General features: G+C 72.5%; 10 protein-coding genes, 1 tRNA gene and 1 pseudogene. 9 read left to right on the plus strand and 3 right to left on the minus strand.

Annotation, left to right across the window (positions count from 1 at the left end; all coding sequences use genetic code 11):
* Positions 1 to 71 precede the first annotated feature (71 nt).
* Positions 72 to 2,678: an SUKH-4 family immunity protein gene (locus IG88_RS0133515; protein WP_031049426.1), complete on the minus strand. Its 2,607-nt coding sequence runs from the start codon at positions 2,676 to 2,678 to the stop codon at positions 72 to 74.
* 7 nt (positions 2,679 to 2,685) lie between these two features.
* On the minus strand, positions 2,686 to 3,678 hold the full coding sequence (locus IG88_RS0133520) for an SMI1/KNR4 family protein (protein ID WP_031049428.1): 993 nt from the start codon (positions 3,676 to 3,678) through the stop codon (positions 2,686 to 2,688).
* Positions 3,679 to 3,969: 291 nt separating this feature from the next.
* Here IG88_RS0133520 and IG88_RS0133525 point away from each other — a divergent pair, with 291 nt between their 5' ends.
* Positions 3,970 to 4,500, plus strand: coding sequence for a YwqJ-related putative deaminase (locus IG88_RS0133525; protein ID WP_031049429.1), 531 nt, complete (start codon positions 3,970 to 3,972; stop codon positions 4,498 to 4,500).
* Positions 4,501 to 4,546: 46 nt separating this feature from the next.
* The gene (locus IG88_RS0133530) at positions 4,547 to 5,041 is read left to right on the plus strand and encodes an SUKH-3 domain-containing protein (protein ID WP_031049431.1); all 495 of its coding nucleotides are present in this window, start codon (positions 4,547 to 4,549) and stop codon (positions 5,039 to 5,041) included.
* Between the two features lie 55 nt (positions 5,042 to 5,096).
* Here the strand turns inward: IG88_RS0133530 and IG88_RS0133535 are convergent, their stop codons facing one another.
* Complete coding sequence (locus IG88_RS0133535; protein ID WP_031049433.1) at positions 5,097 to 6,416, minus strand: sensor histidine kinase; 1,320 nt, start codon at positions 6,414 to 6,416, stop codon at positions 5,097 to 5,099.
* Between the two features lie 163 nt (positions 6,417 to 6,579).
* Here IG88_RS0133535 and IG88_RS39420 point away from each other — a divergent pair.
* The 7 genes and pseudogenes from IG88_RS39420 to IG88_RS0133570 form a co-directional block, all read left to right on the plus strand.
* Positions 6,580 to 7,040 (plus strand): annotated as a pseudogene (locus tag IG88_RS39420) (hypothetical protein); the annotation flags it as partial.
* A gap of 11 nt (positions 7,041 to 7,051) precedes the next feature.
* A tRNA-Gln gene (locus tag IG88_RS0133545) sits at positions 7,052 to 7,122 on the plus strand.
* Positions 7,123 to 7,240: 118 nt separating this feature from the next.
* On the plus strand, positions 7,241 to 8,689 hold the full coding sequence (glmU, locus tag IG88_RS0133550; protein ID WP_031049435.1) for a bifunctional UDP-N-acetylglucosamine diphosphorylase/glucosamine-1-phosphate N-acetyltransferase GlmU: 1,449 nt from the start codon (positions 7,241 to 7,243) through the stop codon (positions 8,687 to 8,689).
* A 132-nt stretch (positions 8,690 to 8,821) separates the two neighbouring features.
* Positions 8,822 to 9,796, plus strand: a complete 975-nt coding sequence (locus IG88_RS0133555; RefSeq protein ID WP_030404929.1) for a ribose-phosphate diphosphokinase — start codon at positions 8,822 to 8,824, stop codon at positions 9,794 to 9,796.
* Between the two features lie 214 nt (positions 9,797 to 10,010).
* Positions 10,011 to 10,607, plus strand: a complete 597-nt coding sequence (locus tag IG88_RS0133560) for a 50S ribosomal protein L25/general stress protein Ctc (RefSeq protein WP_031049436.1) — start codon at positions 10,011 to 10,013, stop codon at positions 10,605 to 10,607.
* Between the two features lie 111 nt (positions 10,608 to 10,718).
* The gene (pth, locus tag IG88_RS0133565; protein ID WP_031049437.1) at positions 10,719 to 11,315 is read left to right on the plus strand and encodes an aminoacyl-tRNA hydrolase; all 597 of its coding nucleotides are present in this window, start codon (positions 10,719 to 10,721) and stop codon (positions 11,313 to 11,315) included.
* A 52-nt stretch (positions 11,316 to 11,367) separates the two neighbouring features.
* The gene (locus tag IG88_RS0133570) at positions 11,368 to 11,928 is read left to right on the plus strand and encodes a hypothetical protein (protein ID WP_031049438.1); all 561 of its coding nucleotides are present in this window, start codon (positions 11,368 to 11,370) and stop codon (positions 11,926 to 11,928) included.
* The last annotated feature ends 28 nt before the right edge of the window (positions 11,929 to 11,956 follow it).

Here is an 11,956-nt window from a genome sequence, read left to right on the forward strand (position 1 = left end):
AAGGGCGGGGCCCCGCCGACTCACCGGTCGGCCGGGCCCCGCCCCTCGGGCACGTCAGCGGCGCGAGCGCCTCACAGCAGCCCGTCCCACATCTGCTCCAGCAGCACCGACCACCAGCTCTCCGGCGACCCCAGCGCCGCCGGGTCCAGCGCGGCCAACTGCGCCTGGAAGTCCACCGTCCAGCGGCCCGCCTGCTCCTGGTTCAGACCGAACCTGAGCCGCCACATCCGGCCCAGCAGCGCCAGACAGCGCGCGAACTCCGGCAGCCCCGTGTTCACGAACTGCGGCGGCACCGGCGCACCGCCCGGCCCCGCCTCCACCGGCACCGCCACGATGGCCGCCGTGCCGTACTGCACACAGACCGCCCGCCCGAAGTCGCTGCCCACGACGAGGTACGACCCCGCGTCCGAGGCCGGCTGCACCCCGCGCTCCGCCGCCAGCTCCGCCAGCGTCGGCACCGGGCGCCCCGGCTGGGCCTGCGCCCAGAAGAACGGGCCCATGTCCATCGGCAGCCCGGCCGCCACCAGCGTCTGCGCCACTACCGGCGGCACGCCCTGCCGGGACACCGCCGCCTGCTCGAACCGGAAGACACCCGGTCCGAACGCCGCCGCCAGCTCCTGCCCGATGCCCTCCGGCGGAACCGGCGGCGCCGGCTGCACCTGCGGCAGCGGCGCCCGCACCGGTGCCGGACGCGCGGGACCGTCGGCCACCTGGTGCAACTCGCCCTGGTGCGCCAGAAGTTGCTGCATGCCCTGCTGCCGGCTCGCGTGATCGGGACCGTACGGCGCGATCGAGGTGATCCGCGCCTGCGGCCACTGCTCCCGGATCATCCGCGCGCAGTACGCGCCCGGCAGCTCGCACGACTCCAGCTCGGTGTGCAGTTCGAGCACCTGGTCCGGCGGCACGTTCATGGAGCGCAGCTCGTGGAACATCTGCCACTCCGGGTGCGGCGTGCCCGGCGCGGAACGCCGGATCAGCTGCTGCTCGGAGCCGTCCTGCGCGCGGTAGCGCAGCACGGCCTGGTAGCCGGGGCCGACGGTCGGCTGACCGGTGGGCTGCGGCGGATAGCCGTACGCCGGCGGCTGCCCCGGCACCGGCTGCCCGGGAGGCGGCGGTACGGCACCCGGAGCGCCGGGCGCACCGGGCGGCGGCGGAGGCGTGCCGATGCCGCCGGGGCCACCCAGGGACGGCGACGCCAGCACGGTCTGCGCGTGGTGCACGGCACCGGGAGCGCCGGGAGCCGCCGGGGGCGGCGGTGGCGTACCCGGCGCGGCCGGAGCACCGGGGGCGCCGGGGGCGCCGGGCGCACGCGGAGCCGCGGGCGGCGGCCCGGGAGGCTGCGGGGCGCCGGGAGCCCCCGGCCTGCCCGGGTCGGCCAGCATCGTGGCGGCGTGGTGCACCCCGCCCGGCGGTGTCCCACCCGGAGCGTTCGGCGCACTCGGCGGAGGCGGCGTACCCGGCGCGGCCGGAGGCGGCGTGCCGGGGGCGCTGGGCGGAGGCGGCGTGCCGGGACCGCCCTCCGGTCCCTCGGGGCCGAGCGACGACACGAGCTGGGTCGGCACGTAACCGCCCGCCGGCGTGCCCGGCGCGGGCGTGCTCCCCGGACGCGCGCCCGGCACCCCCGGGGCGCCCGGCGGATGCGGCGTGGACGCGCCGGCGCCACGGCGCGGCGGAGGCGTCGCCCTGCTGGTCGCCGCGTCGGCGATGTCCCCGGCGGGCGCCGCGGACGGCCCGGACGGCGCGGCGGGCGCACCCGCACCGGCGGACGGCTGCCCCGCGGGCGGCGTCGACGGCGCGGGCGGCGGCGTACTGCTCCCGGCGCCCGCGGGCGGCGGCGTCGGCGTACCCGCCCCGGCGGGCGCTCCCGGCGCGTGCGGACCACCCGGCGCGCCCGGCGCACTCGGCTCCCCGATCGCCGGAGCGAGCGCCGTCGGCGGAAGCTGACTGCCGCCCGACATCAGCGCCGTCTTGGCGTCCGACGCCGTCGAGGGCGGCGGCGTCTCGTCGTCGGCACCGCTCAACGGCGGCGCGAACACGGTCTGCGGCAGCGGCACGGAACGGTCCTCACCGGCGTCCGCGTTGGTGTCCGTCCCCGCCCACGGAGTCGCCCCGGCGGGCGCACCCGGCGCCCCGGACGCACCCGCGCCCGGCCAGCCCGCGCCGCTCCCGGACGAGGCGTCCGCCGACGCCGCCGGCGCCGACGGCACCCCGGCCCGCGTCCCGGGCAGCGCACCACCGGCGCCCGACCCCGCACCCCCGGCGTCGCCACCCGACCCGTCGCCGTCACCCCGGCGGCGGTCCGGAATGCCGATCCGGTCCGCCGCCTCCTGCAACCACTCCGGCGGACTCAGCAGGAACGACGTCTGGTTCAGGTCCACCCGCGCCGCGGGCGGCGGAACCGACGCCTCGGCCTCGTCGGGACGGCCGTACTCCTCCTCGTAACGGCGGATCACCTCGCCCACCGGCAACGAGGGCCACAGCGTCGCCTCCCCGCTGTCCCGGGCGATCACCAGCCGTTGCGCACCCCCGTCCGAACGCGGGCCGTCCGCGCGGTCCTCGGCCCACACCACGAACCCGAGGTCGAACTCCCGCACCCGCACCTCCCGGTGCTGGTACGCCGGCAACTCGCCGTTGACCCACTCCTCCGCGCGCTCCTGCGCCTGCGCGAACGTCACCATCGTCAGCTCACTCCCCTACCGACGCCGACACGGGCACCGCACGCGCGAACCCGCCGTCCACCATCAGGTTCGCCACCGTCTCCAACTCCGGCGGGGAGCCCGCCAGACGCGACAGGAACGCGTCGAAATCCTCACCGCACGGCAGCAGCAGCCGCTCCACCCGCTCCGCCGGCGGCCACGCGGGATCCACGTCCCGCACGTCGTCGTACGCGCAGAACCACACCGAACCGATCCGCTCGCCCTTCACCTTCACCGCGAGCAGACCGCCCTGGACGAACGCGACACCCAGGTAGTCCTTCGTCAGGTGGTCCCGCAGGCACTTGTTCACGTAGACCAGGTCGTTGACCGCCGCCTCCTCACGCACCGTGAAGAACGGCTGGTCCACCAGCAGCCCCAGTTCCGCGTCGAGCGCCGTACCCACCGGCGCGCACCCGCCCGCCGCCTTCAGGAACGACCGGTACGCACCCGGCAGCCGGTACCCGAGATCCTCCTCGACCCCCTGCACCTGCTGCTCCGTGACCGCCACACCCGACTTCGGCAGACCGAAGTGCGCCGGACGCGTCTCCTGCAACGGCCGCGTGCCCCGCTTGCCCTGGTCCACCGCCGCCGTCGCGATCCCGCCGTGATGGCGCAACAACGCCTTCACCTCGACCGGAACCAGCTCCATCCGCCGCGAACCCGCCACGTGGTGCCACGTCCAGCCGTGCGGCGTCGCCACCGCCGGCACCGTGTCCCACAGTTCGTGCCCCGACGCCGACAGCGCCGCGTTCGCCGACACGTAGTCCGTCAGCCGCAACTCGTCGACCCCGAACCCCTCCGGCGGGTCCGCGATCTCCGCCACCGCACGCGCGTACGGCGAGAAATCGGGGTAACCACCCGCGTCCACCCGTACCCCTCTCGGGTGACGGGCCGCCCGCACCGGATCCGGGAAATGCACGACCTGCCCGGCATAGGCCGCGTTCGGCGGCGCGGCTGCTTGCCCGAGCCGACCTGTCGTCATGGCGGTTGCCCCCTGCGGCGTCTGTCTGCTGCCAGATCCGTCTGATCTGCCTGCACTGTCTGGTCCACCGCGTCCGAGCGCGGTGCCGACAGCCTATGCGGTACCGCCGGAGGGGTCACCGGCACCGGACCCCGCGCCCGTCACCCGCCCGCCCCGCTTCCGTGACCAGCCGTCACCCTCCCGTGACACACCGCCCATACCCGGGCGTGTCGCCACGCCCCAGCTTCCACAGCAGCCACGCGATTTGGCACCCTGTGACCTCCGGGGGGATGCTCAGGAGGGGAAACGATCATGAGTGCGACACAGACGGGACCCGACACCGCGCGGTCCGACGACCCCCGCGGCGGCGACCCCCGCATCGGCTGGAGCAGCACCGACGCCGCCCAGGCCCCCACCCTCCGGCACCGCCGCGACGGCATACTCCCCACCGTCGCCGCCGCCCTCTCCGTACGCGGCACCACACTCACCGGCACCGCCACCCGCGCCGACACCCCGCCCGCCCTGCACCACCTCGTCCAGGACTTCCTCGACACCCTCACCAGCGGCCAACGCGACCGCTACACCGGACGCTGCGCGGAGACCATCCTCATCTCCCGGCACCTCGCCACCGCCGACGCCGCACGCAGCAAGCGCGCCGCACGCAGACCCATGACCAACGGCGAAGCCCGCAAAGCGCTCAAACACGCCAAACTCACCACCCGCCGCATCCGCGAGGACGGCGACCCCCTCCACGGCGCCTTCGCCGCACCCTGCCGCGCCTGCACCGCCCTCACCGCCCACTTCGGCGTCCGCGTCGTCGACCCCACGGCCGACCAGGACTGACCGGACAGACCGAGCCGAACCAGCCGACGAGACGAACCAAGGGCAGATGCAAGCCGACCGCACCTCCACCCCCCGCTTCCCCGTCCCCGTCGACGCCGCCCTCCGCGACGCCGGCTGGCAACCCGGACGCTGGGACATCAAACAGGCCGAGATCTGGGCCGACACCCTGCGCGCACACACCTCACCCGCGGGACACCGCCACACCGTCTTCCCCGCCGCCGTGGAAGCGTGGGCCGAATTCGGCGGCCTCCACATCACCCCCACCGGACCCGGCCGCCAGATCGCCCCCGCCGCCGTCCACCTCGACCCCCTGCACGGCCTCCACATGGCCCGCACCCTCGGCGACCTCGGCCGCGCCCTGGACACCCAGACCTGCCCCCTCGGCACCGAGACCGACAGCCACGCCCTCATCGCCATCGACGCCGAAGGCCGCGTCTACGCCCTCGACCACACCGGCGACTGGTACCTCGGCCCCACCATCGACGCCGCCCTCGCCACCCTGGTCGCCGGCACCCAGCCCACCCGCCTCACCACGAGCTGAAACCGCCCCGCACCCACGACGCCGCACCCACGACGCCGGGCCTACGCCGCCGCACCTACGACGCCGGAATCACCGCCGACACCCGGAAACCCCCCGCATCGGTCGGCCCCGACACGAACACACCCCCCAGAGCGGCCACCCGCTCCTTCATCCCCACCAGACCGTTGCCCCCCGACGGCAACCGCGCCGACGCCTCCCCCGACAGCTCCGGCGGCGGCTCGTTCTCCACCTGCATCGCGATCTCCGACACCCGGTGAGCCAGCCGCACATACGTCTTCGCGCCCGCCGCGTGCTTGTGCACGTTCGTCAGCGCCTCCTGCACCACGCGGAACGCCGTCGACTCCACCTCCGCCGCATACAGCCGCGTCTCCCCCTCCACCGACAGGTCCACGACCATCCCGGCCGCCTGCGACTGCCCGATCAGCTCCTCCAGCTCCGACAGACACGGCCCGTCCGACGACGCCTCCCCGTCCTCCGCCGCCCGCGACGCCGCCACCGCGGCGGCCATCCCCACCGCCGCCAACGGCACCGACGCCCGCTCCGCACGCGCACCGCCCCCGCCGCTGCGCAGCACCCCGAGCATCTCGCGCAGCTCCGTCAGCGCCTGCCGGCCCATGTCGCCCACCAGCGCCGCGTTCTTCACCGCCTTCTCCGGGTCCTTCCGCGCCACCGCCTGGAGCGCGGCGGCGTGCACCACCATCAGACTCACCCGGTGCGCGACCACGTCGTGCATCTCCCGCGCGATGCGCGTCCGCTCCTCGCCGCGCGCCCACTCCGCGCGCTCCTCCGCCCGCTCGGCGAGCAGTTGCAGCTCCCGCTCCAGGCTGTCCGCCCGCTCCCGCAGGCTCTCCATCAGCCGGCGCCGCTGCCCCACGTACAGGCCGAGCAGCAACGGCGGCGCGGTCATGCCCAGGGACGTCCCGATCGACGCGAAGGGAAAGAACCAGTCCCCCACGTCCACGCCCTCCCGGCCCATGTCCTGCCGCAACCGCACGAACGTCACGATCAACGTCCCCAGGAACGTCATCCCCGCCAGGGCCCCGATGATCCGCCGCGGCAGCTCCGACGCCGCCAGCGTGTACAGGCCGACGACTCCCAGCAGGAAGCCCATCTCGGCCGGCGTGATGGCCAGCGCCACCAGCACCACCGCAACCGGCCACTTCCGCCGCACCACCAGCACCGAACCGGCCAGCAGCCCGAACAGGACCCCCGTCCCCACCGGGATCCCGGCGTCCCGCGCGAACGGAACCCCCTCCACCGCACACTCCAGCGCGGACACGGCACCGAGGCTCACGTCGAGCACCGCACCGCGCCGCCTGTCCCACCACGCGGGCCCACCCCGGGCCGGCGCGTGGTCTTCCCCCGTCGTGGTCATGCCTCCAGCCTACGGGCGCCGACCGCCCCCTTTCCGGTGACTTTCGACAAACGATAGGACGCGATACCCCTCGAACCGGTGAACCCCGCGCCCTTCATCTCCGGAGGCGAGCATTCCGGCCGGACGGTATGCCCATGGCACGTTCACAGAACAGGTACGCGGACTCAACCGGCTCGTGAAGGGCGAGCCGCCTCCCGAGTGGACGAAGCGGCCGCGCGCGAAGGACGGCCTGAGGGAGCGGGCCCGGGAGCTACGGCTTCAGGGCTCGACGTACGACCAGATTCAGATGGAGCTGGGGTGCAGCAAGAGCTCGATCTCGCTGTGGGTGCGGGACCTGCCTCGCCCGAGCGCACAGCAGTCAGACCCCAACGTGATCAGCCTCTTCCTGCGACGGCTCGACCTGCTGGAAGTGACGCGAGACCGCCCGACCGTACGCGTCAGCATTCAGCAGGGCCACGCTCAAGAAGCACAACCCTCGTACGACGCGAAAACACCGGGAACTCTTACCACGGTTGCCTGATGATCTACGTCCGCAAGAGCGCCGACCCGTACCGTCGCATGGAGGGCGCCTGGTACGGCATAGTAGGGGCTGCGCCCGCAACCGATCTAGAAAATCGGACATAGCAGGCAAACCATCCCGGGTCGTCTAATGGCAGGACAAAGAGTTTTGGTCTCTTGAATGAGGGTTCGATTCCTTCCCCGGGAGCCTTGAGTTCGGGTCCTGACTGCCAGACAGTGCCGTCAGGGCCCGCACTCATGTCCCCCGCAAACCGCCCCGGTATCCTGCGGATGTCCCCACCTCCTCAACAGCCGAAGGGCATCCCGTGAGCGCCATTCGCCCGGCAGCCGTCGTCGTTCTCGCAGCGGGTGAGGGCACCCGTATGAAGTCGGCCACTCCCAAGGTCCTGCACGAGCTGTGCGGCCGGTCCCTCGTCGGGCACGTGCTCGCCGCCGCCGGTGAGCTGGACCCCGAGAACCTGGTCGCCGTCGTCGGGCACGCCCGCGAGAAGGTCACCGCGCACCTCGCCGAGGTCGCCCCCGGCGTCCGCACCGCCGTCCAGGAGCAGCAGAACGGCACCGGGCACGCCGTGCGGATGGGCCTGGAGGCGCTGGGCGGTGCCGTGGACGGGACCGTGGTGGTGGTCTGCGGGGACACTCCCCTCCTCACCGGCGAGACGCTCAAGGCGCTCGCGGCCACGCACACGGCCGACGGGAACGCCGTCACGGTGCTGACCGCCGAGGTGCCGGACGCGACCGGGTACGGCCGGATCGTGCGGGACGGGGCCTCGGGTGCCGTCACGGCGATCGTGGAGCACAAGGACGCCTCGGAGTCGCAGCGGGCGATCCGGGAGATCAACTCGGGTGTCTTCGCCTTCGACGGGCAGTTGCTCGCGGACGCGCTGGGCAAGGTGCGCACGGACAACAGCCAGGGCGAGGAGTACCTGACGGACGTGCTCGGGATCCTGCGCGAGGCGGGGCACCGGGTGGGTGCGTCGGTGGCCGGGGATCACCGCGAGATCGCGGGGATCAACAACCGGGTGCAGCTCGCCGAGGCGCGCCGGATCCTGAACGACCGGCTGCTGACCGGGGCGATGCTGGCCGGCGTGACGGTGGTGGACCCGGCCACGACGTGGGTGGACGTGACGGTGACGTTCGAGCAGGACGTGGTCGTCCACCCGGGTACGCAGTTGCACGGGGCGACGCATCTGGCGGAGGGCTGCGAGGTGGGCCCCAACACCCGCCTGACGGACACCCGGGTCGGGGCGGGGGCGCGGGTGGACAACACGGTCGCCAACGGCGCGCACGTCGGTCCGCAGGCTTCCGTGGGTCCGTACGCGTATCTGCGGCCCGGGACCCGGCTGGGCCTCAAGTCGAAGATCGGTACGTTCGTCGAGGCGAAGAACGCGTCGATCGGCGAGGGGACGAAGGTCCCGCACCTGTCGTACATGGGTGACGCGACGATCGGCGAGTTCTCGAACATCGGTGCCGCGAGTGTGTTCGTGAACTACGACGGGCAGGACAAGCACCACACGACGATCGGCTCGCACTGCCGTACCGGTTCGGACAACATGTTTGTGGCTCCTGTCACGGTCGGGGACGGTGCCTACACCGCCGCCGGCTCGGTGATCACGAAGGACGTGCCGCCCGGTTCGCTGGCCGTGGCCCGTGGCCAGCAGCGGAATATCGAGGGCTGGGTGGCCCGGAAGCGTCCGGGGAGCGCGGCGGCGAAGGCGGCCGAGGCGGCGTCCCGTGAGGCGGACGGCGAAGACTGACCGGAAACCGGCGCGTCGGACACGGCGTACCGTGATAAGTGCACATCCGCACCCCACAAGCTGAGACGCCCCCGCGGTCAGTCGGGTGAGCGCCCATGTCGCTCAGCTGCGAACCTCTGAGGAGAAAGTGCTGTGACCGGGATCAAGACGACCGGCGAGAAGAAGATGATGCTCTTCTCCGGCCGCGCACACCCCGAGCTTGCCGAGGAGGTCGCCCAGCAGTTGGGTGTCGGGGTCGTCCCGACGAAGGCCTTCGATTTCGCCAACGGCGAGATCTACGTGCGGTATCAGGAGTCGGCACGTGGTGCGGACTGCTTCCTGATCCAGAGCCACACGGCTCCGATCAACAAGTGGATCATGGAGCAGCTCATCATGATCGACGCGTTGAAGCGCGCGTCGGCCCGCTCCATCACCGTGATCGTGCCGTTCTACGGTTACGCGCGGCAGGACAAGAAGCACCGCGGGCGTGAACCGATCTCGGCGCGTCTGGTCGCGGACCTGATGAAGACTGCGGGTGCGGACCGGATTCTGACGGTGGACCTGCACACGGACCAGATCCAGGGCTTCTTCGACGGCCCGGTGGACCACCTGTTCGCGCTGCCGCTGCTGGCGGACTACGTGGGTGCGAAGGTGGACCGTTCGAAGCTGACGGTGGTCTCGCCGGACGCGGGCCGGGTGCGGGTGGCCGACCGTTGGTGCGACCGGCTGGGCGCGCCGCTGGCGATCGTGCACAAGCGGCGGGACAAGGACGTGGCGAACCAGGTCACGGTGCACGAGGTCGTGGGTCATGTGAAGGGGCGTATCTGCGTCCTGGTGGACGACATGATCGACACGGGCGGCACGATCTGCGCGGCGGCGGACGCGCTGTTCGCGCATGGTGCGGAGGACGTCATCGTGACGGCGACGCACGGTGTGCTGTCGGGTCCGGCGGCGGACCGGCTGAAGAACTCGAAGGTGAGTGAGTTCGTGTTCACGAACACGCTGCCGACGCCGAGCGAGCTGGAGCTGGACAAGATCACGGTGCTGTCGATCGCGCCGACGATCGCGCGTGCGGTGCGCGAGGTGTTCGAGGACGGTTCGGTGACGAGCCTGTTCGACGAGCAGTGAGCTTTGTGCAGTAACCGTTCTGCAGGCTGCGACCTCGCCTGTTGATCGTTTTGGGTACGGCCTTCCCGTCCGAGTAGACTGCTGGAGTTGCTCGGCGAGGGAGGCCGTACCCGTGTTCGCGGGTGTGGGTCTCCGTTATCGACGCGCTCTTCGTAGCAGGCCGTTCGTGGCCGGGTGACCACGTCCGTTCCTGTTCTTACTACGAGGAGTGATCATGTCCGAGGTGAAGCTCGCCGCCGAGACCCGTACCGAGTTCGGCAAGGGTGCCGCCCGTCGTATCCGTCGTGACAACAAGGTCCCCGGTGTCCTGTACGGCCACGGCTCGGACCCGCTGCACCTGACCCTGCCGGGTCACGAGCTGCTGCTGGCGCTGCGTACGTCGAACGTGCTGATCGCGCTGGACATCGACGGCAAGACCAACGAGCTGGCGATCCCGAAGTCGGTCCAGCGCGACCCGATCAAGGGCTTCCTGGAGCACGTCGACCTGCTGCTGGTGAAGCGCGGCGAGAAGGTCCAGGTCGAGATCCCGGTCCAGGCCGAGGGCGAGCTGGCCCCCGGCGGCTACCTGCTGGAGTACGTCCTGGACGCGCTGCCGGTCGAGGCCGAGGCCACGCACATCCCGCAGCAGGTCACGGTGTCGGTGGCGGGTCTGGAGGCCGGTGCCTCGATCCACGCCCGGGACATCGAGCTGCCCTCCGGCGTGTCGCTGGCCGTCGAGGACGACACCGTCGTGCTGCAGGTCCTGGCCGCGCAGGCCGAGGAGGCCCCGGCCGAGGGCGAGGGCGAGGGCGAGGCGGCCGCCGAGGCCTGATCCTCTCCACGGTCATCGTGTGGTCGGCCGCTGTTCCCGTGCGGGGCAGCGGCCGACGCGTATGCGGGGACGGGCAGGCACGGGTACGAGGGACGCGAAGGAGACAGGGACGTGACGACGGACGCGGGCGCGCCGTGGCTGGTGGCCGGCCTCGGCAATCCGGGCGGTGAGTACGCCGCGAACCGGCACAACGTCGGTTTCATGGTGGTGGATCTGCTGGCGGAGCGGATCGGGGCGCGGTTCAAGCGGCACGGCAAGGCGCAGGCGCAGGTGGTGGAGGGGCGGATCGGTCCGCCCGGGCCCGCGAACCGGCGGGTGATCCTGGCGAAACCGATGTCGTTCATGAACGTGTCGGGCGGTCCGGTGACGGTGCTGCGGGACTTCTACAAGGTGCCGGTGGGCAACGTCGTGGCGGTGCACGACGAGTTGGACATCGACTACGGCGTCCTGCGGCTGAAGCTGGGCGGCGGGGACAACGGGCACAACGGGCTGAAGTCGATCACGAAGTCGCTGGGCCCGGACTACCACCGGGTGCGCTTCGGGATCGGGCGGCCGCCGGGCCGGATGCCGGTGGCGGATTTCGTGCTGCGGGACTTCTCGTCGGCGGAGCGCAAGGAGCTGGGCTACTTCGTGGACCGGGCGGCCGACGCGGTGGAGGCGCTGGTGATCGAGGGGCTGGAGCGGGCGCAGAGCGCGTACAACTCGTGACTTGTCCGCCGATGGTGCGCGGGTGAGTTGACCGGGCGTGCGGACATGGCCAATGATCCCCGCCATGCCTGCCTCCGCCGCCGCTCGGGCCCGTCAGGCCCCGTCTGCCTCCTCCGCATCGTCCGCATCGTCCGCGTCCTCCGCATCGTCTGCCTCCTCCGCCCTGCTGACGTTCGGCCGGGTCGCGGCGATGGGGACGGTGACGGTGCTGATCCTGATCGCGGGGGTGTGGGCGTCCTGGGGCACGGCGCAGCACGTGCTGCTGACCAAGGGGCGGGAGCAGGGCACCGTTGAGGTGACCCGGTGCGGGGGTGGGGTGTGCAGTGGGCCGTACACGCCGGTGTCGGCGGGGTCGCAGGCGCGGGAGCGGGTCGTCGTCGAGGACTCGGTCGCGGTGGCGAAGGGGCGGACGTACAGCGTGGTGCTGAAGCCCGGCGGTGACGGCGCGGTGCGGTCGGGTCCGGCCGGGATCCTGTACGCGTGGGTGCCGTTGGGCGGGGCGCTGCTGCTGGCGTCGGTGGTCGTGGCGGGCGGGCTGCGGCGTACCCGGGTGGCGTGGGGGATGGCGGCGGCGGGGTTCGCGCTGCTGACGGCGGCGTTTGTCGCGGTGTGAGTTCGGGCGTACGACGTGAGGTGCCCCG

Source organism: Streptomyces sp. NRRL F-5650 (assembly GCF_000721365.1).
GTDB classification, from domain to species: domain Bacteria; phylum Actinomycetota; class Actinomycetes; order Streptomycetales; family Streptomycetaceae; genus Streptomyces; species Streptomyces ardesiacus.

Excerpts from the sequence above, each read along its gene's own strand:
- IG88_RS0133560 (WP_031049436.1), top strand. The coding sequence starts at position 10,011 with ATGTCCGAGGTGAAGCTCGCCGCCGAGACCCGTACCGAGTTCGGCAAG.
- IG88_RS0133525 (WP_031049429.1), top strand. The coding sequence starts at position 3,970 with ATGAGTGCGACACAGACGGGACCCGACACCGCGCGGTCCGACGACCCC.
- IG88_RS0133570 (WP_031049438.1), top strand. The coding sequence starts at position 11,368 with ATGATCCCCGCCATGCCTGCCTCCGCCGCCGCTCGGGCCCGTCAGGCC.
- IG88_RS0133515 (WP_031049426.1), bottom strand. The coding sequence starts at position 2,678 with ATGGTGACGTTCGCGCAGGCGCAGGAGCGCGCGGAGGAGTGGGTCAAC.
- IG88_RS0133520 (WP_031049428.1), bottom strand. The coding sequence starts at position 3,678 with ATGACGACAGGTCGGCTCGGGCAAGCAGCCGCGCCGCCGAACGCGGCC.
- IG88_RS0133535 (WP_031049433.1), bottom strand. The coding sequence starts at position 6,416 with ATGACCACGACGGGGGAAGACCACGCGCCGGCCCGGGGTGGGCCCGCG.
- IG88_RS0133530 (WP_031049431.1), top strand. The coding sequence starts at position 4,547 with ATGCAAGCCGACCGCACCTCCACCCCCCGCTTCCCCGTCCCCGTCGAC.